Annotated in this window: 25 protein-coding genes; 7 read left to right on the forward strand and 18 right to left on the reverse strand. The window is 57.4% G+C overall.

Annotated elements, in window-relative coordinates; genetic code table 11:
• Positions 1 to 3: 3 nt before the first annotated feature.
• On the reverse strand, positions 4 to 204 hold the full coding sequence (locus WA411_RS01015; protein WP_291905514.1) for a DUF3565 domain-containing protein: 201 nt from the start codon (positions 202 to 204) through the stop codon (positions 4 to 6).
• A 93-nt stretch (positions 205 to 297) separates the two neighbouring features.
• Here WA411_RS01015 and WA411_RS01020 point away from each other — a divergent pair, with 93 nt between their 5' ends.
• Positions 298 to 678 carry a rhodanese-like domain-containing protein gene (locus tag WA411_RS01020; RefSeq protein ID WP_136630706.1) on the forward strand — a complete coding sequence of 127 codons (381 nt, stop codon included), beginning with the start codon at positions 298 to 300 and terminating at the stop codon, positions 676 to 678.
• Positions 679 to 685: 7 nt separating this feature from the next.
• On the opposite strand, the gene WA411_RS01025 is transcribed toward WA411_RS01020, so the two are convergent.
• A complete protein-coding gene (locus WA411_RS01025) occupies positions 686 to 1,033 on the reverse strand; it encodes a YchJ family protein (protein WP_291905511.1) in 348 nt (115 codons plus the stop codon).
• Positions 1,034 to 1,242: 209 nt separating this feature from the next.
• Here WA411_RS01025 and WA411_RS01030 point away from each other — a divergent pair, with 209 nt between their 5' ends.
• The gene (locus tag WA411_RS01030) at positions 1,243 to 1,974 is read left to right on the forward strand and encodes a sulfite exporter TauE/SafE family protein (protein ID WP_222465952.1); all 732 of its coding nucleotides are present in this window, start codon (positions 1,243 to 1,245) and stop codon (positions 1,972 to 1,974) included.
• Here WA411_RS01030 and WA411_RS01035 read toward each other — a convergent pair.
• The gene (locus WA411_RS01035; protein WP_291905508.1) at positions 1,971 to 2,732 is read right to left on the reverse strand and encodes a hypothetical protein; all 762 of its coding nucleotides are present in this window, start codon (positions 2,730 to 2,732) and stop codon (positions 1,971 to 1,973) included. The two genes, WA411_RS01030 and WA411_RS01035, sit on opposite strands and share 4 nt — an antisense overlap.
• A gap of 84 nt (positions 2,733 to 2,816) precedes the next feature.
• Here WA411_RS01035 and WA411_RS01040 point away from each other — a divergent pair, with 84 nt between their 5' ends.
• Together WA411_RS01040 and WA411_RS01045 are read left to right on the forward strand one after the other, a co-directional pair.
• Positions 2,817 to 4,154, forward strand: a complete 1,338-nt coding sequence (locus tag WA411_RS01040) for an HD-GYP domain-containing protein (RefSeq protein ID WP_291905505.1) — start codon at positions 2,817 to 2,819, stop codon at positions 4,152 to 4,154.
• 76 nt (positions 4,155 to 4,230) lie between these two features.
• On the forward strand, positions 4,231 to 5,184 hold the full coding sequence (locus WA411_RS01045) for a GGDEF domain-containing protein (protein WP_291905503.1): 954 nt from the start codon (positions 4,231 to 4,233) through the stop codon (positions 5,182 to 5,184).
• 26 nt (positions 5,185 to 5,210) lie between these two features.
• Here WA411_RS01045 and WA411_RS01050 read toward each other — a convergent pair whose 3' ends face one another.
• From WA411_RS01050 to WA411_RS01070, 5 genes are all read right to left on the reverse strand, one after another.
• The gene (locus WA411_RS01050) at positions 5,211 to 5,639 is read right to left on the reverse strand and encodes a hotdog fold thioesterase (RefSeq protein WP_291905501.1); all 429 of its coding nucleotides are present in this window, start codon (positions 5,637 to 5,639) and stop codon (positions 5,211 to 5,213) included.
• A 72-nt stretch (positions 5,640 to 5,711) separates the two neighbouring features.
• A complete protein-coding gene (locus WA411_RS01055; protein ID WP_291905499.1) occupies positions 5,712 to 7,979 on the reverse strand; it encodes a putative bifunctional diguanylate cyclase/phosphodiesterase in 2,268 nt (755 codons plus the stop codon).
• Between the two features lie 119 nt (positions 7,980 to 8,098).
• The gene (locus tag WA411_RS01060; RefSeq protein WP_153634306.1) at positions 8,099 to 8,854 is read right to left on the reverse strand and encodes a substrate-binding periplasmic protein; all 756 of its coding nucleotides are present in this window, start codon (positions 8,852 to 8,854) and stop codon (positions 8,099 to 8,101) included.
• A 49-nt stretch (positions 8,855 to 8,903) separates the two neighbouring features.
• On the reverse strand, positions 8,904 to 10,286 hold the full coding sequence (locus tag WA411_RS01065) for a ribonuclease J (protein ID WP_291905497.1): 1,383 nt from the start codon (positions 10,284 to 10,286) through the stop codon (positions 8,904 to 8,906).
• The gene (locus WA411_RS01070; RefSeq protein ID WP_291905495.1) at positions 10,283 to 11,035 is read right to left on the reverse strand and encodes a substrate-binding periplasmic protein; all 753 of its coding nucleotides are present in this window, start codon (positions 11,033 to 11,035) and stop codon (positions 10,283 to 10,285) included. The genes WA411_RS01065 and WA411_RS01070 overlap by 4 nt, the downstream gene beginning before the upstream one ends.
• Positions 11,036 to 11,275: 240 nt before the next feature.
• On the opposite strand from WA411_RS01070, the gene WA411_RS01075 reads away from it, so the two are divergent.
• Positions 11,276 to 11,959 (forward strand): type 1 glutamine amidotransferase domain-containing protein, encoded by a 684-nt coding sequence (locus tag WA411_RS01075; protein WP_291905493.1) that lies wholly within the window; start codon positions 11,276 to 11,278, stop codon positions 11,957 to 11,959.
• Positions 11,960 to 12,031: 72 nt separating this feature from the next.
• Here WA411_RS01075 and WA411_RS01080 read toward each other — a convergent pair whose 3' ends face one another.
• The gene (locus tag WA411_RS01080; RefSeq protein ID WP_291905491.1) at positions 12,032 to 12,478 is read right to left on the reverse strand and encodes an acyl-CoA thioesterase; all 447 of its coding nucleotides are present in this window, start codon (positions 12,476 to 12,478) and stop codon (positions 12,032 to 12,034) included.
• A 95-nt stretch (positions 12,479 to 12,573) separates the two neighbouring features.
• Between WA411_RS01080 and WA411_RS01085 the strand changes: the two genes are divergently transcribed.
• Together WA411_RS01085 and WA411_RS01090 are read left to right on the forward strand one after the other, a co-directional pair.
• Positions 12,574 to 13,302, forward strand: a complete 729-nt coding sequence (locus tag WA411_RS01085) for a MotA/TolQ/ExbB proton channel family protein (protein ID WP_291905489.1) — start codon at positions 12,574 to 12,576, stop codon at positions 13,300 to 13,302.
• Entirely contained in the window at positions 13,299 to 14,324 is a 1,026-nt protein-coding gene (locus tag WA411_RS01090) for a peptidoglycan -binding protein (protein WP_291905487.1), read from the forward strand. Before WA411_RS01085 ends, WA411_RS01090 begins: the two co-directional genes overlap by 4 nt.
• Here the strand turns inward: WA411_RS01090 and WA411_RS01095 are convergent.
• From WA411_RS01095 to WA411_RS01135, 9 genes are all read right to left on the reverse strand, one after another.
• The gene (locus tag WA411_RS01095) at positions 14,321 to 15,268 is read right to left on the reverse strand and encodes a ketopantoate reductase family protein (RefSeq protein ID WP_291905486.1); all 948 of its coding nucleotides are present in this window, start codon (positions 15,266 to 15,268) and stop codon (positions 14,321 to 14,323) included. The two genes, WA411_RS01090 and WA411_RS01095, sit on opposite strands and share 4 nt — an antisense overlap.
• A gap of 43 nt (positions 15,269 to 15,311) precedes the next feature.
• Positions 15,312 to 15,872, reverse strand: coding sequence for a hypothetical protein (locus WA411_RS01100; protein WP_222465939.1), 561 nt, complete (start codon positions 15,870 to 15,872; stop codon positions 15,312 to 15,314).
• Positions 15,873 to 16,022: 150 nt separating this feature from the next.
• Positions 16,023 to 16,214, reverse strand: a complete 192-nt coding sequence (locus tag WA411_RS01105; RefSeq protein ID WP_209399206.1) for a 2-hydroxymuconate tautomerase — start codon at positions 16,212 to 16,214, stop codon at positions 16,023 to 16,025.
• Between the two features lie 9 nt (positions 16,215 to 16,223).
• Positions 16,224 to 17,018 carry a 2-oxo-3-hexenedioate decarboxylase gene (dmpH, locus tag WA411_RS01110; protein WP_291905484.1) on the reverse strand — a complete coding sequence of 265 codons (795 nt, stop codon included), beginning with the start codon at positions 17,016 to 17,018 and terminating at the stop codon, positions 16,224 to 16,226.
• Entirely contained in the window at positions 17,015 to 18,052 is a 1,038-nt protein-coding gene (gene dmpG, locus WA411_RS01115; protein WP_291905482.1) for a 4-hydroxy-2-oxovalerate aldolase, read from the reverse strand. Before dmpG ends, dmpH begins: the two co-directional genes overlap by 4 nt.
• A gap of 12 nt (positions 18,053 to 18,064) precedes the next feature.
• The gene (locus tag WA411_RS01120) at positions 18,065 to 19,000 is read right to left on the reverse strand and encodes an acetaldehyde dehydrogenase (acetylating) (RefSeq protein WP_291905480.1); all 936 of its coding nucleotides are present in this window, start codon (positions 18,998 to 19,000) and stop codon (positions 18,065 to 18,067) included.
• Between the two features lie 26 nt (positions 19,001 to 19,026).
• Positions 19,027 to 19,812 carry a 2-oxopent-4-enoate hydratase gene (dmpE, locus tag WA411_RS01125; protein WP_069182673.1) on the reverse strand — a complete coding sequence of 262 codons (786 nt, stop codon included), beginning with the start codon at positions 19,810 to 19,812 and terminating at the stop codon, positions 19,027 to 19,029.
• Positions 19,812 to 20,672 (reverse strand): alpha/beta fold hydrolase, encoded by an 861-nt coding sequence (locus tag WA411_RS01130; RefSeq protein WP_136630693.1) that lies wholly within the window; start codon positions 20,670 to 20,672, stop codon positions 19,812 to 19,814. The genes dmpE and WA411_RS01130 overlap by 1 nt, the downstream gene beginning before the upstream one ends.
• A gap of 7 nt (positions 20,673 to 20,679) precedes the next feature.
• On the reverse strand, positions 20,680 to 22,140 hold the full coding sequence (locus WA411_RS01135) for a 2-hydroxymuconic semialdehyde dehydrogenase (protein ID WP_153634299.1): 1,461 nt from the start codon (positions 22,138 to 22,140) through the stop codon (positions 20,680 to 20,682).
• Positions 22,141 to 22,145 lie beyond the last annotated feature (5 nt).

Raw genomic sequence — 22,145 nt, forward strand, 5'->3', positions numbered from 1 at the left:
CCTCTAATCAGGCGGCGCCCCCTCTTCGCATTTGCTGCACTCAAGCTCAAACCCGAGCATGGATGCCCGTCCGTCTTCCGTAGTCACCCATGGGCGATTCACCCAGGGCGGCGTGTGGCGCACATGCTGATTATGCCCACACGCTAACTGGGCCACCCAGTGGTCTTCTTCGTCCTTGTGATAGCCTGTAATGGGTTGCTTCATCGGACCTCCTTCGTATATCTGCGGGTGACTCACTGCGGCCCAATCACTTATCCTCTGGAATAACCTTATTCCATAAGTTTGAGGAGCTCAGCCATGAAAACTGCCCATGACCTTGTAGAAGCCGCCAAGAAAGAAATCCAGGAAGTGCCCCTGGATCAGGCGGACGATGCCATCAAGAATGCCGATCTTCTGCTGGATGTGCGTGATGCGGATGAATACCGGGCTGGCCATATACCGGGCGCGGTGAACATTTCCCGCGGCTTGCTGGAGTTCAAGTTTACCAACGATCCGGCATTTGAGAGCCGCGACATGAATATTGTCTGCTACTGCAAGACATCCGGGCGAGCCGCCCTGAGCGCCAAAGCCCTGAAGGAAATGGGCTACATGCATGTGCAGTCCATCGCCGGTGGATTCGATGCCTGGCAGGAAGCAGGCAAACCGGTCGCCAAGCCGGAACTGCCCTCGTTCGAGTAATGGACGCCTACAGGCAGCAGGCCTTGTACTTCCGGCCACTGCCACAGGGGCAGGGGTCGTTCCGACCGGGCTTCAACTGGCCCTCGCTGGTGTCTCCCCGAAGGTAATACCAGCGGCCCTGCTCCTGAACGAAATCGGAATTCTCTTCGAGAAAGCCCCAGCCCTTACCCAGGCGGTAGAGCGCTCGGAAATGAACCGTGCCGCGATTGCCCGACTCACTGGTGTCCAGGATCTGCAAACCGGTCCATTCCGGCGAGTCTGCCAGAGAGAGCGTCTGTGGTCGTGTGCTCTGGTGCCAGGTGGCTCGCAGGTAATCCGGAAGATCGAGAACGAACGCTGCGTAACGGGACCGCATTAGTGCCGCTGGCGATGGTGCCGGTTCACCCTGATGGAAGGGTCGGCAGCATTCAAGGTAGGATTTGCCGCTGCCACAAGGGCAACTTTGGTGTTCAGGCTGCTGCGTCATCGGGGTTCAATCTTTTCGACTATGCTCGTAGTCCGGCAGTGTATCAATATCAAACCGGTGTTGCTCCGGCCTTCTCTACCGACTTTTGGTGATCCTCTTTGACGGATGTATCTCTGTTACAGATTCTTCTGGCCAACCTCGCCATTCTTGCCGGGGCTTGTCTGCAAGGCGTGGCTGGCTACGGCATTGGAACGCTGGCTGCGCCGTTGCTGTTTCTGATCAGCCCGGTGTTCGTTCCCGGCCCCCTGATCCTGAATGCCACTCTGCTTACTGTCTTCATGCTGATACGCAATCGAGGCGCATTGCAGGTCCGGGAAGTGCGCTTTGCCATTGTGGGCGGAGTTGTCGGCGCAATTCTGGCGGCTCTGACATTGCTGGTGATCTCGACGGCGGGCTTCGAGCTGATTTTTGGTGTGCTGATTCTCGCCGGGGTAGCGCTCAGCATTGGTGGGCTAAAGCCTGCGCTGAACGCCCGCAACAGCGTGATGGCCGGAGCCGCCTCGACCTATATGGGCACGATTACCGCAGTGGGTGGGCCACCGATCGCCTTGATCTACCAGAATGAAAAGGGGCCTCTGGTCAGGGCCAATATGTCCGCGTTCTTTCTGGCGGCCAGCGTCCTGAGCCTGTCAGGCCTGCTCGCTTCCGGCTACCTGGGAACGCGGGAGCTGTTCCTGTTCGCAGTGACCTTCCCGGGCGTATTCCTGGGCTTCTGGCTTTCCGGCAAACTCGTCAACCGCATGCCCTTTGAAGGCCTTCGCCCGGTCATTCTCGGCATCGCGGCCATCGCCGGAACCGCAGCCCTCATTCGCGGCCTGCTCTCGCTCTAGGAATCGGCCCAGAGCCGGACACGGAACCGATTCTTGCGCCAGAGCAACGCCAGCCATATGGCATGGGAATTAATCAGGAAGGCCAGGATCCACTCGAAGGCGTCATCCTTGCGGCTATAGAACTCCGGGGCCACGCCATTCAGGATCACGGAAAGAATCCCCACGGCAAGGGTCAGTTGGCAGAGATTCAACAGCCTCATGCCCGTGTGCTTCCACAGTGGATGGCTGCGCAAGCCAGCGCTTACCAGCAACTCACAGATGAAGGTGAGAGAAAAATACAGAACCACACCAACACGGCGGATCAGATTGAAGCCGTCACCAGCATGCCCCAGCGCCAGGGTATAGGCAGCAAGCGACACACTGGCCACCATGCCCAGCCAAGGGATCCAGGCAACCCCGGACGAATGAACGCCAAGCTGGCGCAACCACCGGCCGTTGAGCCACCAGAACAGAATCCCGAGCAAGGCCGCCGGCAGCATGGTACCTTTGAAAATGAAGTAAGACGTTCCGTGACGGCCGGTACGACTGATGCTGGTGCAACTATCCCAGTAGGGAATGCATAGCTCAACGTGGCCCTCCAGCACCGAAACAAAGAACGTGACATGGATCGTTACCAGCGGAATGAGAGCCGCAGCCAGTGCAAGCCACCAGAGGTGGAAAAAGCGGTGATCCGACATGATGGACGATTCCCGTTCAGGTATCGAGAAACGAATATCGAAGATGCTCAGGCGCTTGACCCCAGCATGATTAGCGAACACTATTTGACCAGATTTTGCAATTCATTCTCCTCTTTTACCAACTCATTCGGTCAAAATGGCTGAAGTAGGTAATGGGACCGAGTCATGAACAAAAGCCATCAGGAAATTGTTGAAACACAGGTGGATGTCGCCGAGCTTGCCATTGGCATGCATGTTACTCGGCTGGACCGCCCGTGGGAGGAGACCGATTTTCTGATTCAGGGCTTTGTGATCAAAGACCAGGCGGACATTGATGCCCTACGGGCCCAGTGCGCGTTTGTTTTCATTGAGGGGCGGGTCCAAAAAGCGCGCGCCCCCCGGGAGGCCACCTCGCGGAACGGTCAGCGATCGGGGCTGCTGGGACTGTTCAAACGCAAGTCCGCCCCCGAACCGACACCCAAGGCCCCGCCTGTGCCGCGCAAGCGGGTCACCTACATCAATAAGGTCGACGCGGGCACTGAAATGGCCACGGCCAGGATCCGGTTCAAGGACGCCCAGGACACGGCCAAGTCGATCATGTCTGGATTGCGCGTGGGACGCACGCTGGACATCAACAACGCGCGCAAAGTTGTCAAAGGGTGCGTTGAGAGCGTGCTAAGAAACGAAAATGCCCTGATGCTCCTTACCAAGATCAAGCATCAGGACGCCTACACGGCCGAGCACTGCATCAATGTTTCGATCCTTTGCGCGGCATTCGGGAAACACCTCGGATTACTGCATGGGGAAATCGAGAGCCTGGCGCTCTGCGGCCTGTTGCATGATGTTGGCAAAACAAAAATCCCGGACGAAATCCTGAACAAACCGGGCGCCCTGACTCCTAAAGAATTTGAGCTGATGAGGCACCATACGACTCACGGAAGAACCATTCTCATGGGCACCAGTCATTCACTGAATACGGCTGTCGATGTTGCGTTCAGTCATCACGAAAGGATGGACGGTTCAGGGTACCCCAGAGGCCTCAGCGACCATCAAATTCCCTATTTCGCGAAGATCGTGGGGCTGGTCGATACCTACGATGCGATTACCAGTGATCGTGTCTACGACAAAGGCAGGGCATCGATGCAGGCGCTGGATATCATCCACAAGCACCGGGGCACCCAGTTTGACGCGGAACTTGCGGATCAATTCATTCAGCTCATTGGCATTTATCCGCCCGGCTCCATTGTGGAAATGGTCAACGGCGAGGTTGGCATCGTCATCGAGAGCCGGCCAGATCATAAACTTAAACCCTGCGTTCTGTTGGTCAGAGAAGCTGACAAAACCCGGATGAATCCCTATCGCACGGTCGACCTGAAGGCCAGCGCAGAAGATGCCGCTGGTGAAGTGTATCGTATCGCCCGGGAAGTCCCGGACGGAACCTATGAAATCGTTCTTCAGGAGTTTGTCGATCAGGACCTGATTGTCACCAAGCCAAAGCCCCACTCTGGCTCCAAGACCACATAAAAGCGACAGTTGGTTACTTTTCAATCCGGAACGCCTTGCTATACTGCTGGCCAAACAGACTCCGGCACAACAAGACATGGATTCCGGCATACCGTCCCTCAATATTCCCACCACACCAGAAGACGTGCAGCTTCTAGGGGGCACCCCTGTCGAGGGGCTGAGAGCCGTGCTCGACAACCTGGACGCCCTGGTTTACGTATCAGACCTTGAAACCCATGATCTTCTGTACATGAATGCTTATGGCCGGAAAATCTGGGGTTCCATAGATGGTAGAAAGTGCTGGGAGGTCCTGCAGGATAGCGCCAGCCCCTGCGACTTCTGTACCAATCACCTTTTGATTGATGCCGAAGGCACCCCGTCTCCCCCGCACATCTGGGAATTCCAGAACCGACTGGACCAACGCTGGTACCAGTGCCGGGATCAGGCAATTCCCTGGATAGATGGCCGGCTGGTCCGCCTGGAGATCGCTACCGACATCACCGGGCGAAAAGAAATGGAGCTGGCACTCAAGGAAGCCCATGAAAAAGCCCGGGCTGCTGCCTTGGAGGACGATCTTACCGGACTTCGAAACAGAAGAGCCTTTTTCGAACTGGGTAACCAGCTTTTGAAGCAATCCCGAAGAAACGGTTCGCCCCTGGCGATCATCATGTTTGATCTGGACTACTTCAAAAAGATCAATGATAACCACGGCCACGAGGCCGGAGATGAGGTGTTGCGGCACATCGGGCAGCTTCTGGAAAGCAATGTACGTGAGGCGGATATTGCGGCGCGCATTGGCGGCGAAGAGTTCGCTATCCTCCTTGCCGATGCTCATGCGGTTCAGGCTTCAGAGCTGGCAGAGCGGCTACTGGAACTCATGCAGAAAACGCCAGTCCGGTACCGTGACATGCGTATCCGGCCAACTGCCAGTTTCGGCATTTCAGCACTTCACCCCGAGGAGCCAGATCTCAAAAACCTTCTGGCCAGGGCCGATAACGCCATGTATGAGTCAAAAGCACTTGGCAGGAGCCAGGTGCGAATCAACCCCTGAAACGCACCCGGAATAAGTCACACACGTCACCCTGGCCGCTTGGTAACCGCCATGGTCAGCCGTGAAATACAGGTGGTTTTACCTTCTTCGTTCTCAAGCAGAATTTCCCATACCTGGGTAGCGCTACCAATATGGATGGCCCTGGCTGTGCCATACACCCAGCCTTTGGTGACCGGGCGGATGTGGTTGGCGTTAATATCCAGCCCCACTGCGACGGTTTCCGGATCCTTCAGGCAGCAATTGGCGGCCATACTGCCCAGGGTTTCCGCCAACAGCACCGAGGAGCCACCATGAAGAATGCCGAATGGCTGAACCGTACGTTCATCAACGGGCATGCGACCCTTCACGTAATCATCGCCAATTTCAAGGTACTCGATGCCCATGTAGCTGACGGCGGTGTTTTCGCTGGATTTGGCCAGTTGTTCGAGGTTGGGAGTGCGGGTCCAGATTGCCATAGGGGAATTGCTCTCGATATTGTTGGAAACAGGAAAAACGCAAGGGCCCAGTTTATACAGATAGGATGCGAACTACCAAGCCCTTCTTTGCTCACCTGTCCCGGACTTTTCGAGCAACCTCTCAAACTCAGTCGCAGGCAGTGGCCGGCTGAAATAGTAGCCCTGGAAGCGGGTGCACCCCATGCTCACCAGGCGTTCCAACTGCCCTTTGGTCTCGACACCTTCGGCCACCGCGGACAACTTCAGGGCAGAGGCAAGGGCCAGGATCGTCTCGGCGATGGCTGCGTCATTGGGATCATCAAGAATGTCCCGGACAAACCCCTGGTCAATCTTCAGTTCATCCAGCGAGAGGCGTTTCAGGTAACCAAGGGATGAATAGCCCGTGCCGAAATCGTCCAGGGAAATTCGTATGCCCATGCTTCTCAGGGTTCGCAGTGTTTCTTCCACCAACTCAAGATCGTAAGCCAGTGCACTCTCGGTGATTTCCACTTTCAGGTTTCTGGGGGATGCCCCCGTTTTTCTGAGCAATGCCATCACAGTTGAGCAAAAAGACGGCAGATGGAACTGCCTCGCACTCACGTTTACCGACACCTGGAGCCGTGCCAGAACACCGCCCCGTTTTTTCCAACTGGCTATCGTGGACATGACCTCTTCGAGTACCCAGTAGCCAACCGATTCAATGAGGCCCGTTTCCTCTGCCAGCGGAATGAACTCGGCGGGAGACACCATGCCACGGCCCGGACAACGCCATCGAAGCAACGCCTCGGCACCTATCGGCTTACCTTTCTCGTCAACAAGAACCTGGTAGTGCACTGCCAACTGGTTCTTCCGAATGGCCAGTCGAAGGTCGGATTCCATGGCCAGACGCTCCGATACCTTTTTCTGCATCATGGCATCGTAAAAACGGATGCAGTTGCGACCGTCTTCCTTGGCACGAAACATGGCCATGTCGGCCTGACCAAGGAGCTCCTCGAGGGAATCATCGTGATCAAAAAACAGGGTGACACCAATACTTGGCGTACCAGTGTACTCAAGGCCATTCAGTTCATAGGGTTCGTTCAGCGCTTCCCGGACTTTTTCACAGACCTTTTCCACGCGGGCGGCAGCGCTGGAAGCATCGGCCGGAAACCCCTTCAGAATGAGTACAAATTCATCGCCACCCAGCCTGGCGACGGTATCCCATTCACGTACCGTCTGTTTCAGCCTCTGCCCGGCCTGAATCAACAGCTCATCGCCGGTCATATGGCCCGCCGAGTCGTTGATATTCTTGAAGTGGTCCAGATCGATAAAGACCAGGGCGCCGTGGCTATGATCTCGGGTGCTTCCGGTTAACGCCTGGGCCAGGCGATCCCGCAACAAGCGCCGGTTTGGAAGGCCCGTCAACGAATCGTAGAACGCCAGTTTTTCTATCTCTGATTCCGATTGCTTGCGGTCACTCACATCGTAGAAGTACCCATGCCAGATCATACTGTCATCGGCTAACCGTGCAGGCACAGAGCGCGCTTCCATCCAGGCCGTTGTTCCGTCCTGTTTCCTGGCCCGGAAGTTTGTTTCAAACGGCGTCATTTGCCGCCTTGATTCATCTACATCCTCGTCGAAGGATTTCTTGTCTTCTGGATCAATGAGGTCTAAAAGAGGCTTCGCATCGAAGCTGAGTGCATCGGCCGGGAGTCCGAACAGCTCCTTCACTTTTTCACTGATGAAGGGAAACGTAGTTTGCCCGTCGGGGTACATCCTGAACTGGAAAATAACCCCCGGAAACTGGTCTGAATACCGATAGAGGCTGTTTTCGAATCGCACATTGCGACTGGCCAATATCTGTCGGTGCACCGAAGCCCCCAGAACTTCGCCTACCTGGAGCAGAAATTCCTCTGTACCCGGATCCAGTGCACAGGAATGGTAAAGAAAATCGAACCCCAGAATACCGCTGACTTGTCCCTCCAGCTTCAAACCAACGAGAACCAGACTCCGGATACTTTCACGAAGGAATTCCAGTTTCTCTTCTTTTGCATCCGGGGGAAGTTGTTCGACTTCGGGGATCACCAGAACCGGAAGGATCTGAAGCTGCTCCATAAGCCAGGGATATCGGTCCTTCGGAACATTTTGAATGGCATCCCGTTGGGGTGTGACGCCGTCTCTGCAGGTTTCATGGGAGATTGAAATTGTCTGGGTGGCTTCTTCGAAATTGATCAGGTAGGCGCGATCAGATCCGAGCCAATCGCCAAGCTCAGCAATAACCCCGTGGATGCAACCATCCAGTTCGTCAATCTTCGAGCGGGCAAGGTTGAGCGACAACCTGTACACGAAATCCCTGTGGCCCGGAGTTACAGCGTTCACCATTGCTACGGACTCCTTCCCAGCAATACTGCCCATAAATTTTATTTTATACCGGGGGTACCTGTTTTGAGTTACGACGGGTGCCCCTCAAAAGTTCATGTGCTAGCGCTAACGGTAGCCTCTCAACTCGCTTTTGTATAACGAGCTTTATACTGCAGGATCAGCTCATCGACCCTGCCAGAGTTCACGAGCTCATAAAGCCGGTCCGCAATGCGCTCTCTCAGTTCAAAAGAATTACACGGCGAAGCCTTGGAAAAAGTCAGAAACAGGCCCTCACGGCTAACCGGCGTTTCCAGCGGAACGAAATCGTCAGCAATGCCCATGTATTCAAGTTTCACCTCTCCCTGAAGGACTTCATAGAGCACATAATCAACACGATCAACCAACGCCATCTGGAAGGATTGCTCAATGGACCGGACACCTTCAATGCGCAGATTCTGCTCTGCATACCGGTCGAAGTTCTGGCCAAAGCTGTTGTTGATCAGGGTACTGCCGCGCTTGCCCTTCAGGTCTGGCCAGTGGCGATAGACGAACTCCCGCCCGATGGGCACCCAGACCGCTGTTGGCAAGTGCGTGACCGGAGGAAGCAGATAATCCATGTAGCGAATGCGTTCCGACGTGATGAACGCCCCGGCTACCATATCAATCTCCCCCTCGCGCGCCATCCGTTGGACCCGGGCCCAGGAACCGATATCTTTCACTTCCACGGTTACGCCGAGGGGTTGGGTAATTTCCCGGAGCAAAGCAGGTACGGCGCCATTCAGGAAACCAGGATTTTGCTCGTCTCGCCAGAGCAGGGGCGGATACTCCGGATTACCACTCACGGTGAGTGTGTCGCACGGGGTTACTGCCGTGGCATTAGTCGGCGAAAGAATCATCGCGGCTGCAAAAAAGACAAGTGACTTACCAACAACAGAAAACAATAGCTTATTCAACTCTGACAAGACCTTCTTTGTGCCAGCCCAGACGGCCGGTTTCGACAACCTGGCGACGTATCCCCGGCACTGGCCGGATCATGAAAAGATCGCCGTTTCTGCCCACCATGGCTCGGGGTACACCAGTTGCTTTGGCTATGTCAGCGTGCGTTTCCATGTGTTCAGCCTCACCATGCACCGGAATGGCAATGGCAGGCCTGACCCATTTGTACATTAACTCCAGTTCTTCCTGCGCAGGATGACCTGAAGCATGAATTGGCAAATCCGCATCTTCGGCGGTGATAACCCGGACACCCAACTCTTTGAGTCTCGCCACGAGCGCCTCGATGGCTTCTTCATTGCCGGGAATAGCACGGGCGCTGAAGATAACTGTATCGCCGGCTTCCAGCTCGAAATCCGGATGCGTACCAGCAGCCAGTCTGCGCAGAGCCGTTCTGGGTTCACCCTGACTGCCGGTGGCCACGGCCATGACTTCATCCCGGGGCAGATAACCAAGATGAGCGGGATTGATCAACTGGTCAGCCGAATCCCACAGCCCGGCGGCCCTGGCGGCGCCGCTCATATTGATCAGCGAACGGCCCAACAGCCCCATATAGCGCCCGGTTTGTCGCGCAATCGAAGAGAGCGTATGCAGGCGGGCAATATTGCTGCCGAAGCAGGTCACTACAACGCGCCCCTCAGCGGATCGTATAGCCTGCAACAATCCGGCATGCAAGGCCGCCTCGGACACCGAGTGACCTGACACCGTTGCGTTGGTGGAGTCGCATACCATGGCGTTCACACCCTCTTTCGCCAGATCGGTAAAGGTCTGTGGCGAATAGCCATGGCCGACCAGCGGCTGCTCATCCAGCTTCCAGTCACCGCTATGAAAGATGTTACCTGCGGTGGTTCGAATCATCAGGGCGTTGGGATCTGGAATGGAATGCGTCAGCGCCAGCCACTGCACGCTGAACGGCCCGATCTGTTTGCTCTGGCCGGTCTCCACTTCAATGATCGGAACCCGGTGCAGCAGATCGAACTCCGCCAGTTTTCGTCGCAGAATTTCCGCAGTGAACCGACTGGTGTAGATCGGACACTGCAACAGCGGCCAGAGATAGGGTACGGCTCCAACGTGATCCTCATGGGCATGGGTAATAATCAGGCCTGCCAAGCGGTCACGGCGGTCAGCGATGAAAGCGGGATCCGCCATTTGTACCGGCGGCTCCCCCCGGTGGTGCACGGTTCCGTCAGCGGCAATACGGCCAGGCTTTGGAAAGGTGACGCCGCAATCCACCATCAACCAGGCACCGTCGTGGCCATAGAGGTTGAGGTTCATGCCAATTTCGCCGGTCCCTCCCAGGGGCAGAAACCAGAGATCAGACTGCGCAGGAATCATTCGGCGGCTCGGTCCAGATACTTCAACACCAGGTCCTCGTGTATGCCTTCCATTTCAATCAGTTTCAGCGCCGCCCGGATATCGTCGGCGTACTGAATCACCGGCGAGTTTTTCGCAACGGCGATGTAAGAGCGCTCTCCGGGCACAAAGAACGGCGAGACCTCAATATCCAGACCCAGTTTCTCAACCGCGTACAAACCCACCAGTTCTGGCGCAATCACCACATCCACCCGGCCCTTCTGCAGCATCAGCATCAGGTTTTCATATCGGGGCGCCGGCTCTTTGAGCAGGTCCTCATCATCATCAAACCTCGGAAAATACGACGCACCTTCCAGCACGCCAATGGCCCTGCCGTACAGATCGGCGTAGCGGTCAATGCGGTGCTCTTTGTTCAGATAAAAGAACAATCGTCGTTCTGGCGGAAACGCCGGTGCCACAAACTCAATCAGTTCGGATCGCTCCTCGGTTTCCAGAGGACCAAGCATGACATCAACCTCGCCCTGCTGGACCATTCTCAACACGCGCCTGAACGGGGCTTCCCGGTAATGCACTTCCCAGCCCAGCCGCTGGGCAATTTCCTCGAAGATCTCCACGTAGAGGCCGGTTCGCTCACCACCCTGGAGAATCCGGTATGGGGGGGCATGGTTGGCACCTACGGTGATGGTAAGAGGTTCCACAGTTTCTGTGCCCTGCTGTGCCCAAGCGGGAAACACCAACACCATCAGAAGGGCGGCTGTTAGCACTCGCATTCCTGTCGTCCTTGCCTGTGAGCCTTTCAGGTTCTTATGCAGTCTGGTCATCTGTGTCCAGTATAGACGGTTCAAGATCCGGGAACGTCGGATTTACGTAATCACGGTTGAAATCAACCACCCATGGCACAAGATCGGTTACCAGATCAGTCAAGAAGTGATTCACCAAACCGGCTGCACGTTATTTACCAATAGCTGTCGAAAGTGCCATTCATTCGTCAACATATAAGGACGGACACCATGAAGATTCTGATGGTTCTCACCTCACACGACCAGATGGGCGACACCGGCCACAAGACCGGCTTCTGGCTCGAAGAATTCACCGCGCCCTACTATGTTTTCCGGGATGCCGGTGCCGACATCACCATCGCCTCGCCGAAAGGCGGCCAGCCTCCCGTAGATCCCAACAGCGAGGCGGAAGAGGCGCTCACGGAAACCACCCGTCGTTTCCAGCAGGATGCCCACGCCAAGGAATCCCTTGCCAGCACCAAGAAGCTGAGTGATGTGGACATGAACGAGTACGACGCGATTTTCTATCCGGGTGGCCACGGACCGCTGTGGGACCTGGTCAATGACGACAAGTCCATTGCCCTGATCAAAACGGCTTACGAGCAGGACAAAGTCATTGGTGCCGTCTGTCATGCGCCAGCCGTATTCAAGAACGTGGAAGTCAAGCCGGGCCAGAACATCGTTGGCGGCCGGGAAGTCACCGGCTTCAGCAACAGCGAGGAAGAAGCGGTAGGCCTCAGCGGTGTGGTGCCTTTCCTGCTCGAGGACATGCTGAAGGAAAATACCGCCACCTACACCCGCGGTGACGACTGGGCTCCGCACATCGTGGTGGACGGCAAGCTGATCACCGGGCAGAACCCGGCATCCTCCGAGGGCGCCGCGAAAGCCGTTGTGCAGGCTTTGCAGGAGGCCTGATCCGGTAAAGACCGGAAGATGAACCCAAGGCCAGGTGAGATTCTCATCTGGCCTTTTTCTTACGCTTCGAGTTCATTCCCCCGCGTGACTGATCAACTGGCCAGGAGCGCCCTGCTCCAGCAGTTCACGAATATGATCCGGTATCGTCACTTTTCCCATCACTGAAGGCTGAATCAACACGTAGGTCACATCGGCATCGGCGATAAACGCCTTATCCCCGTATCGGAAAAACTCCAGATGCAATGTAAACGAAGTGTTGCCGATTCGCCCCGCCCGAATACGCGCCTCCAGCACATCATCGAACTTCGCCGGGGCTTTCCAGTTCACGGTGAGGCTCACAACCTGAATATCCAGATCCTGATCCAGCAGATGCTGGTAGTCGCCAAACAGCGTGCGAATATACTCATTCACTGCAATATCAACGAAATCCGCATAGCGGGCGTTGAACACCACACCCTGGGCATCGCATTCGCCATAGCGAACCCGGAAGCGAAAGCGGAAAGGCAGATCACCAGCCATGAAGCGCTCCGATTAAAGTTCAGTTACTGTCGCCAACAGCTTCTCATATCTGTGCTAACGTTTTGAGGAATATCTCAAAAAAGCTGGCCACCGCTATGAGCAACCCGAAGCACACCCTTTTCTGGATGACGCTGTTCCTCGGCGTGGTCGTCATCGTCGGCGCCCTGATCCACAAACCTCTGATCTCGGCCTTCATGGCCAACTGGGTTTTCAACCTGCTGATTTTCGGAGTATTGATCGTCGGTATCGCCCTCACCTACCGGCAGGTATTTGTCCTTTTTCCGGAATTGAAGTGGATTGCCCAGTTCCGGACCGGGCATGCCGGACTGTCGGTGGTCCAGGAGCCTAAACTGCTGAAGCCCCTGGCAAGACAGCTCGGAGAGGATGCAACCAAGGACCGATTCACACTGTCTACGCTCTCCCTGCGGACCGTACTTGATGGCATTCACTCGCGTATGGATGAGCAGCGGGAGATCACCCGTTACTTCATCAGTCTTCTGGTTTTCCTCGGTCTGCTGGGTACCTTCTGGGGCCTGCTGGGCACCATCAACTCGGTCGGCCAGGTGATCACCGGCCTCGATATGAGCCAGGAGGATTTCGGCAAGGTGTTTGCCGAACTGCAGGAAGGCCTGCTCACACCGCTTGAGGGCATGGGCACGGCCTTCAGCTCCTCCCTGCTGGGCCTTGGCGGCTCGCTGATTCTTGGTTTTCTCGACATCCAGGCCGGCCATGCCCAGAACCGCTTCTATGACGCCCTTGAGGAGTGGCTGACCGGCGTGACCAATCTTGTAGACCGCGTAGACAGCGAGAAAGACCTGTCATGATCGGATCCAGGCGCCGAAGCCGAAGCACCACCAACGTCTGGCCGGGGTATGTGGATGCCCTGTCGGCACTGCTGATGCTGGTGATCTTCATGCTGCTGGTGTATGTGGTCAGCCAGCTCTATCTGTCCCAGACGCTGTCTGACCGGGATACCCAGCTGGCCCGCCTGAATGCCCAGTTGAACGAACTCTCGGAGATGCTTGGCCTGGAAGAAAGCCGGAGTGAGGCACTGGAAGCTCAATTGACCAGCGTTCAAGACCGCAACAACAGCCTGGTCGACCAGCTGGAATCTACCCGTGAGCGGCTGATGCAGCAGACCGCCATCGCCGATGCGCAATCAGAACGACTGGCCGGCATGGAAGAATCCATTGACGAAAAAGACGAGATGTCCGCAAGCCAGCAGGCCATGATCCTGCGGCTATCCAATCAGATCGCCTCACTGAGGGAACAACTCAGACAGATTGCCTCGGCCCTGGAGCTGCAGGAACAGATGACGGCGGAGAAAGAGCAGGAGCTGGAACAGGTGAGCCGACGGCTGAACACCCTGCTCGCCGAGCGGGTCAGCCAGCTGGAACAGTACCAGTCGGAATTCTTTGCCCGGCTCCGGGATATTCTGGCGGGTAACGAGAACGTGCGGATTGTCGGCGACCGCTTCCTGCTGCCCTCGGAACTGCTGTTTGCCTCCGCCTCGGCGGAACTGGGCGAGGAAGGCCGGCGAGAGCTGGACAAGCTTGCGGATTTGCTGCTGGATGTGGCCGAACGAATACCCGAGGACGTGGACTGGATACTGCGCATCGACGGCCACACCGATATCCTGCCCATCAATACACCGCGCTTTCCATCGAACTGGGAGCTGTCCACCGCCCGGGCGGTTGCCGTCGTTCGCTACCTGGCTGACCAGGGGGTTCCGGAACGACGAATGGCAGCCGCCGGCTTTGGCGAGTTCTTCCCGGTGGCGGAAGGCACCTCACCGGAAGCGCTTCAGAGAAACCGCAGAATCGAGCTCAAGCTGACGGATCGTTAGCCCTGCGAATGGGCCAGCAGGGCGTTCACCGTCATGGTATAGGGCGCCTTAATGCCCAGGCTCTCGCAACGTCGCAGGACCGCGCCGGCAATACTGTCCAGCTCGAGGGGCCGCCCTTTTTCCTTGTCGACGAGCATCGACGTCTTGATGGCGTTGAAGTTGCTGATCAGGTCGAACATCTCGGCCAGGTCCTCAGGCCCCAGGTTCACGTCGTCTGCCTTCGACGCTGCTACGGTTTCCGCCATCATTCCATGGACAATCTTCCCGAACTCGGGGTGGTGCGTGAGGCTCCGGGTATCGAGGCCGGTCAGGGCCGAGAGCGGGTTCACGCCATTGTTGATCACCAGCTTGCGCCAGAGCTCGTAACGGATGTTGTCGGAGACGGTTGTTGGAATACCGGCGGCATTGAACAATGCTTCCAACCGTCGGAGCAGGGAAATGCGGAGATCGTCAGGTCGCTGCCTCGGCCAGGCACCCATCACAACCTGGGCAACGCCCTCGGCGAACACCTGCCCGGGTTCGGTAATGTGGCCGCCAATGCGCACCGCAAGCCCACCCAGTACTCGATCCTCACCAACCACTTCCGCAATCACCGGCTCGTTATCCACTCCGTTCTGAAGCGAGAGAACCGGAACAGCGGCACTTTCCAGCCAGCTGGCGAGCTCCGCCATTACCGGAGCAGTGGCCGTTGACTTCAAAGCAATAACAATCAAATCGAAGTCATCGGGCTCATGCTTCTGGATCAGCTCTGTGTGGGAAAAGGCCGGCAGTGCCTGATGCAGAACTTCCCCTTCATAATCAACAGTCAAACCCTGGGCTTTCAGAGCGTTGAGATGATCACCACGCGCAGTCAGAACCAGCTCGTGTCCCGCTCGTGCGAGTCTTGCAGCGTAATACCCACCGATGCCACCGGCACCAATCATCAGAATCTTCAGACCTGCCAAGGGAACCTCATTGCTCAGGGAACGTAAGTGCCGGTCCTTATTATTACCTCATCCAGCCAAATCCGGACAGCATCTGGCCGGCATTATTCATACCACTGCTGAACATCCGCTGGGGGAACTTGCACCCGCCAAGCGTAAACGCGGCGTTAAGGAGGCACACAGTTGGATCTTCCAGCTTAGGGCTACGTTTGTTGCGAGACAGCCCCCCCTTGAAGGAAATCGCGGCACCCCACTGCTGGTCCTGAACCCAGCCATTAAGCATCTCACGCAAATGTCGGTCATGCAGCGATACCTGGCTTTCGCGTTTGTCATCCAGGCAGATAACGAGGACACCCTGCTCACGAATGGTTTCCAGACACTGCCCGACAAGCCGGTACTCATCTTCACTCATCCCGGTATTGAGTCGGAGTTCACAAAGATCCGCCGGCTCTTCGGAAAGCAAGGCCCGAAGAAGCTTCTCTCTCCCTTCGGTCATTTCATCCTGAATCCCCGGTGCAAAGCCCTGGGAACTGAGCAGAGAAAAAACACGCTCCGAGCACTCATGGTCACCTTTCAAATGGGTAACCACGGGCGCCTGAAGGCTCGCGTCCGTGCTTAAAAGCAAAACACTCCTGACGCTCTGCCCCCAGATCATCCGCGCGGGTCCGGAGGCAGCCTCTCGCTGAGACTCCAGACTTCGTGCATTACAGGAGACAAATAACACCGGCAGTTTGTCCACGACTTCCTCCAAAACAGGCCCGCTCAAAGCTGCGGCTCATCGCCCCAGCTTCCTCGCAGATTGGCCACCGATACCGAAATGCTGCTTCGGCATTTCATTGATAATGATTCGGACACTCTCTACGGGCGCCCCAAGCGAACGGCAAAGTGCGTCGGTAACCTCTCTGATGAGCGCTTCCTTTTGCTCATCAGACCGGCCTTCCAGGATGTTGATCTGGGCGACAGGCATAAAACCTCCTTATTCGAATCGAGCGGATACCGTACCCAGACCCTGGTACCGGACGGTAATGTTGTCACCGGGCTCAACCGTGATGGCTGCGGTAATACCGCCGGTCATGATGAAGGTTCCGGCGGGGATGTGTTCGCCTCGCTCGGCCAGCAGGTTGGCCAGCATGGCAACACTGGAAGCCGGATGGCCCAGTACGGCCGCACCCGCACCCACATCCACTACCTCACCATTTTTCTCGACCACCACACCCAGGGTTTTCAGGTCCACGTCGGCAACATCAGCCATCTGGCCGCCGGTGATGAAGCGGGTGGAGGAGGCGTTATCCGCTACCACGCTCACCAGATCAAACTTGAAATTCTCGTAGCGCGAGTCAATGACTTCTACCGCGGGAATCACGAAGTCGGTGGCGGCCAGAACCTGGCCAATGTGGCAGCCCGGGCCCTTCAGCGGCTCCTTGGTGACAAACGCTATCTCCGCCTCGATTTTCGGGTGGATCAGTTCATTGGTATTCACCACTCCACCGTCGGGCACGCTGAAGTAATCGGCCAGGAAGCCGTAGATGGGGGTTTCCACACCCATCTGGGCCATCTTGGCCCAGGACGTGAGGCCCATTTTCATGCCAACGACTTTGTTGCCACGGGCCTCCTTGCGACGGCGGATTTCCCACTGCACGTCGTAGGCGTCCTCGAAGGTCATGTCTGGAAAGTCGTTGGTGACTTTGGTGATGTCATGGGCCTGCAATTCGGCGTTTTCCACGTGCTCCGCCAGGGCCAGGACCTGTTCACGGCTCAATGTCTTGCTCATGCTTTTTGCTCCTTCTGCGCCGCCAGCAGATCCAGCGCCACATCCACAATCATGTCTTCCTGGCCACCCACCATGCGGCGTTTGCCCAGCTCTACCAGAATATCCACGGTCTTCAGGCCGTACTTCTGTGCGGCCACTTCGGAATGGCGCAGGAAGCTGGAGTACACACCGGCATAGCCCAGCGCCAGGGTTTCGCGGTCTACACGCACCGGGCGGTCCTGCAGCGGGCGCACGATGTCGTCAGCCGCGTCCATCAGGGCGTACACGTCGGTGCCGTGGTCCCAGCCCATCTTGTCGAAAGCGGCAATGCACACTTCCAGCGGGGCGTTACCGGCGCCGGCGCCCATGCCGGAGAGGCTGGCGTCGATGCGGTCACAGCCTTCTTCCACTGCGACGATGGAGTTGGCCACCCCCAGCGCCAGGTTGTGGTGGGCGTGGATGCCCGTTTTGGTTTCCGGTTTCAGAACATCCTTCAGGGCCCGGAAGCGGTCCCGGATGTCGTTCATGTTCATGGCACCGCCGGAGTCCACCACGTACAGGCAGGTAGCACCGTAGTCTTCCATCAGTTTGGCTTGTTCTGCGAGGCCCCGTGGGGTCTGCATGTGGCTCATCATCAAGAAGCCGACGGTATCCATGCCGAGCTTTCTGGCGTGCTCGATGTGCTGTTTAGACACATCAGCTTCAGTGCAGTGAGTTGCCACACGTACGATGCGGGCACCGGCTTTGTAGGCGTTGTCCAGGTCGTGGACGGTACCGATACCGGGCAGCAGCAGGGTGGCAATCTGGGCGTGCTCCACTACTTCGGCCACCGCTTCGATCCACTCCAGGTCGGTGTGGGCGCCGAAGCCGTAGTTAAAGCTGGAACCTTGCAGGCCGTCGCCGTGGGCGACTTCGATGCTGTCGACTTTCGCTTTATCCAGGGCCCGTGCGATGTCCTGCACGTTCTTGATGGAGTACTGGTGACGAATGGCGTGGCTGCCGTCGCGCAGGGTCACGTCGGAGATATAGAGTTTCTTGCCAGGGTTATAAGTCATGATTCAGTCTCCTCACTTGACCAGCGATTCGGCAATGCGCTCGGCGGTGCCGAGAGCTGCGGAGGTCATGATGTCCAGATTGCCGGCGTAGGCGGGCAGGTAATGGGCAGCGCCTTCCACTTCCAGGAAGATGGAGGTTTTCAGGCCACTGAAGCGGCCCAGTCCCGGCACGTTCATGGGCTGGTCTTCAGGAATTACGTCGAACTGGACTTTCTGCTTGAGGCGGTAGCCCGGTACGTAGGAGGACACGGCTTGCACCATTTCTTCAACGGAGGCTTCCACTTCGGCCTGGTCAGCCGCGTCAGACAACACGTAGACGGTGTCGCGCATCAGCAGGGGCGGCTCGGCCGGGTTCAGGATAATGATGGCCTTGCCCTTCTGGGCGCCACCCACCACTTCAATGGCCTTGGAGGTGGTTTCGGTGAACTCGTCGATGTTGGCACGGGTGCCGGGGCCGGCCGATTTACTGGAAATCGAGGCCACGATTTCAGCGTAGTGCACCTTGGCCACGCGGGACACAGCAGCCACCATCGGAATCGTGGCCTGGCCACCGCAGGTGACCATGTTCACGTTACCTTCGTGCAGGTTCTGCTCCAGGTTCACCACCGGTACGCAATAAGGGCCGATGGCCGCGGGCGTCAGGTCGATGATCTTCAGGCTTTCCTTGTGGCCCCGCAGGAACACTTCGTTGTGCATGTGGGCACCGGCGGAGGTGGCGTCAAACACGATGTCGATGTCGGCAAATTCCGGCATTTTCACCAGGCCATCCACGCCTTCGTGGGTGGTGGCTACGCCCATGCGGTTGGCACGGGCCAGGCCATCGGATTCCGGGTCGATACCCACCATGGCACCCATTTCAATATGCTTGCCATTACGCAGGATCTTGATCATCAGGTCGGTGCCGATGTTGCCCGAGCCGATGATCGCTGCCTTTATTTTCTTGCTCATAGCCTGTTCCTCATTGTTCTTTTCGGTCATGCGAAGCGCACGGATGCGCTACCGATGCCGCCGATGTCGACCCGCATGTAATCACCGGCCTTGACCGGCTCAAGGGGTACCAGCGAGCCGGAAAGAATGACTTCGCCGGCCTTGAGGGAAATACCGAACTCACCCAGCGTGTTCGCCAGCCAGGTGACACAATTCACCGGCGAACCCAGGGCCGCTGCCCCGGCGCCCGCACTGATCACACTGCCGTTCTTCTCGACCACCATGCCGCAGGTAACCAGATCCACCTTGCGAGGCGATACCGCCTGGTCCCCGAGCACAAACAGACCGCAGGAAGCGTTGTCAGCAATGGTGTCCTGAATGGCGATCTTCCAGTCCTGGATGCGGGAATCGACAATCTCGAAGCAGGGCATCACGCATTCCGTGGCCGCCAGAACGTCGGCGTTGGTCACGCCCGGACCGGTCAGGTCCTTTTTCAGGATGAAGGCAATTTCGCCCTCTGCGCGCGGTGCTATCAGCCGGTCGCTGATGGGCATGACCTCACCGCTGTTGAACACCATGTCGTCGGTGAGATAGCCAAAATCCGGCTGATGGACGTTGAGCATGTTCTGTACGGCTTTGCTGGTAACGCCAATCTTCTTGCCAATAATCGAGGCGCCATCCGCCAGACGACGTTCCAGCATGCGCAGGGAAATGTGGTAGGCATCATCAATGGTGATATCCTCACCACGGCTGGTCAGCGGGCTGACCGCCTCCCTTTTCATCATTGCCTGATAGAGCTCGTCGCCAAAGGCGTGAATTTTAGTCTGTTCCATTAGTTACCTCCGGCAGCGGCCTGATCGGCCTCGTTCAGGAAATCATTGACCAACCGGGCAAACCGGCCGGCATGCTCAATCTGGGTCCAATGGCCACAGCGACCGAATACATGCAGCTGGGCGCGGTCGATCAGTTCAGCCAGTCGATAAGAGGCGTCGAGAGGAATGACTTCATCTTCCCGGCCATGGAGGATCAGGGTTTCATGGGGAAGCGCCCGGATGTCGTCTTCGTTACTAGCCAGGTTATCGACCCAACGTTGACGAGGAGCCGGGAACATGGCCGAAAACGACTCCTGGAAACCGGGCCGGATGCTGGCCTGATAGCGCATCTCCGCCAGCTCGCTGGTCAGCAGGCCCTTGTTGAAGGCAAACACGTCCATCAAACGGCGCATGGTCTCAAGCGAAGGTTCGTACCCCCACACCTCGTCCAGGCCTTTGGTAATCGGGAAGCTGACCCCTGCTGAGCCCATCAGCACCAGGCGGCGTACCCGCTCCGGATGCTCAATGGCGAGCGCCAGGGCCAAACCTCCCCCGAAGGAATTCCCCACTAGGTCGACCTGTTCCAGGCCCAGCTCATCCATCACGCCCAGGGCGTGCTTGACCCAGCGCTCCCGGTTGTAGATCTGGTCTTCCGGGCGCTCGCTGTAGCCGAAGCCCAGCATATCCGGCGCCACAACGCGACGGTGTTTGGCCAGTTCCGGAATCACCAGGCGCCAGTTTGCCCAGGCCGTCACACCGGGGCCGGAGCCATGAATCATCATCACGGGGAAACCGCCTTCGCCATGGTCGTGCACGTTGGTGCGGTAGCCTGCGGCAACAATTTCACGCCCGATTTCAGGGCTGTCTACAGGTGCATTCATGACGCCCTCACAATTTGACGCAGATGTTTTTCATTTCGGTGTAGAACTCGAGGGAGTGCACACCACCTTCACGACCGACCCCTGACTGCTTACTGCCACCGAACGGTGTCCGCAGGTCTCTCAGGAACCAGCTGTTTACCCAGATAATGCCGGCTTCAATCTGGCCCGCGACGCGATGGGCGCGGGTGATGTTTTCGCTCCAGATTGCTGATGCCAGGCCGTAGGGGAGACTGTTGGCCAGCTCGATTGCCTCTTCTTCGGTATCGAACGGGCGGATATGGCAGCAGGGTCCAAAGATCTCGTCCGTAACGACCGCCGAATCGTCCGGCAGGCCGGTCCAGATGGTGGGCTCGACCCAGGCTCCGCCCGCCAGCTCGGAAGGCATCTCAGGAACACCACCACCGGTCACAACGGTTGCTCCGTCATCGACGGCTTTCTGGTAGTAAGAGAGCACCTTTTCGCGGTGTTCGAGGCTGACAAGCGGCCCCAGGTTGGCTTCTGCATCATCAGGCGGGCCAATCTTCAGACCTTCCGCGGCTTCCTTGAGGCGACCGACAAACTCGTCGAAAACCGACCGCTCAACGTAAACTCGCTCGGTACCCAGGCAGACTTGGCCACAGTTGGCAAAAGCAGAGCGCATGGTGCCCTCGATGGCCTTGTCCATGTCGCAATCGGCGAATACCAGGCCGGCATTCTTGCCGCCCAGCTCCAGGGAAATATCCCGGATACCTTTGGCAGCCGCCTTCATAATGACTTCACCCGTGCCGGTCTCACCGGTGAAGGTGAACCCGTCAACCTGCGGGTGCTCGGTCAGATAGGCGCCAGCGGAATCACCACCGAAGCCATGAACAACGTTGTAGACGCCATCCGGCACACCGGCTTCCTTCATCACCTCGCCCAGAAGGGCGGTGGTGGTCGGTGTCTCTTCCGACGGTTTGACGACGACGGTATTGCCACAGGCCAGGGCCGGCCCGACCTTCCAGGTCATCAGCAGCAGCGGCAGGTTCCAGGGGCTGATCACACCGATCACACCCTTGGGACGGCGAACGGCGTAGTTCAGGGCACCCGCGCCGTCCGGCGTGGCCATTTCGAAGGATTCCGTGGGCACGTTCTTGATCATGTCCGCGAACACCTTGAAGTTGGCCGCACCCCGGGGGATGTCGATGTGGCTAGCCAGGGATTTCGGCTTACCGGTATCCAGGCACTCGGCTTCCAGGAATTCCTCAAAGCGTTCGTTGATGCCATCGGCCACCCGATGCAGAATGCGGGTGCGCTCGTCCAGAGTCATCTTGCCCCAGGGGCCTTTCAAGGCCGCCCGGGCTGCCCTCACAGCGGCGTCGACTTCGTCTCGACCACCCTCGTGCACCTTGGCAATGACCTTGCCGTTGGCGGGGTTCACGTTGTCGAACAGCTTGCCGCTGGCGGAGCCCACGTACTGACCGTTGATGTAGTGTTTGATCTCTTTCATTGCTG

The sequence above is a fragment of the Marinobacter sp. CH_CUG1437-1 genome (assembly GCF_037029655.1).
Taxonomy (GTDB): domain Bacteria; phylum Pseudomonadota; class Gammaproteobacteria; order Pseudomonadales; family Oleiphilaceae; genus Marinobacter; species Marinobacter salsuginis.

What these genes read in the sequence shown, in the direction of transcription:
- WA411_RS01015 (WP_291905514.1), bottom strand. Translation starts at nt 204, where the DNA reads ATGAAGCAACCCATTACAGGCTATCACAAGGACGAAGAAGACCACTGG.
- WA411_RS01020 (WP_136630706.1), top strand. Translation starts at nt 298, where the DNA reads ATGAAAACTGCCCATGACCTTGTAGAAGCCGCCAAGAAAGAAATCCAG.
- WA411_RS01025 (WP_291905511.1), bottom strand. Translation starts at nt 1,033, where the DNA reads ATGCGGTCCCGTTACGCAGCGTTCGTTCTCGATCTTCCGGATTACCTG.
- WA411_RS01040 (WP_291905505.1), top strand. Translation starts at nt 2,817, where the DNA reads ATGAACAAAAGCCATCAGGAAATTGTTGAAACACAGGTGGATGTCGCC.
- WA411_RS01045 (WP_291905503.1), top strand. Translation starts at nt 4,231, where the DNA reads ATGGATTCCGGCATACCGTCCCTCAATATTCCCACCACACCAGAAGAC.
- WA411_RS01050 (WP_291905501.1), bottom strand. Translation starts at nt 5,639, where the DNA reads ATGGCAATCTGGACCCGCACTCCCAACCTCGAACAACTGGCCAAATCC.
- WA411_RS01055 (WP_291905499.1), bottom strand. Translation starts at nt 7,979, where the DNA reads ATGGTGAACGCTGTAACTCCGGGCCACAGGGATTTCGTGTACAGGTTG.
- WA411_RS01060 (WP_153634306.1), bottom strand. Translation starts at nt 8,854, where the DNA reads ATGATTCTTTCGCCGACTAATGCCACGGCAGTAACCCCGTGCGACACA.
- WA411_RS01065 (WP_291905497.1), bottom strand. Translation starts at nt 10,286, where the DNA reads ATGATTCCTGCGCAGTCTGATCTCTGGTTTCTGCCCCTGGGAGGGACC.
- WA411_RS01070 (WP_291905495.1), bottom strand. Translation starts at nt 11,035, where the DNA reads ATGCGAGTGCTAACAGCCGCCCTTCTGATGGTGTTGGTGTTTCCCGCT.
- WA411_RS01075 (WP_291905493.1), top strand. Translation starts at nt 11,276, where the DNA reads ATGAAGATTCTGATGGTTCTCACCTCACACGACCAGATGGGCGACACC.
- WA411_RS01080 (WP_291905491.1), bottom strand. Translation starts at nt 12,478, where the DNA reads ATGGCTGGTGATCTGCCTTTCCGCTTTCGCTTCCGGGTTCGCTATGGC.
- WA411_RS01085 (WP_291905489.1), top strand. Translation starts at nt 12,574, where the DNA reads ATGAGCAACCCGAAGCACACCCTTTTCTGGATGACGCTGTTCCTCGGC.
- WA411_RS01090 (WP_291905487.1), top strand. Translation starts at nt 13,299, where the DNA reads ATGATCGGATCCAGGCGCCGAAGCCGAAGCACCACCAACGTCTGGCCG.
- WA411_RS01105 (WP_209399206.1), bottom strand. Translation starts at nt 16,214, where the DNA reads ATGCCTGTCGCCCAGATCAACATCCTGGAAGGCCGGTCTGATGAGCAA.
- dmpH (WP_291905484.1), bottom strand. Translation starts at nt 17,018, where the DNA reads ATGAGCAAGACATTGAGCCGTGAACAGGTCCTGGCCCTGGCGGAGCAC.
- dmpG (WP_291905482.1), bottom strand. Translation starts at nt 18,052, where the DNA reads ATGACTTATAACCCTGGCAAGAAACTCTATATCTCCGACGTGACCCTG.
- WA411_RS01120 (WP_291905480.1), bottom strand. Translation starts at nt 19,000, where the DNA reads ATGAGCAAGAAAATAAAGGCAGCGATCATCGGCTCGGGCAACATCGGC.
- dmpE (WP_069182673.1), bottom strand. Translation starts at nt 19,812, where the DNA reads ATGGAACAGACTAAAATTCACGCCTTTGGCGACGAGCTCTATCAGGCA.
- WA411_RS01130 (WP_136630693.1), bottom strand. Translation starts at nt 20,672, where the DNA reads ATGAATGCACCTGTAGACAGCCCTGAAATCGGGCGTGAAATTGTTGCC.
- WA411_RS01135 (WP_153634299.1), bottom strand. Translation starts at nt 22,140, where the DNA reads ATGAAAGAGATCAAACACTACATCAACGGTCAGTACGTGGGCTCCGCC.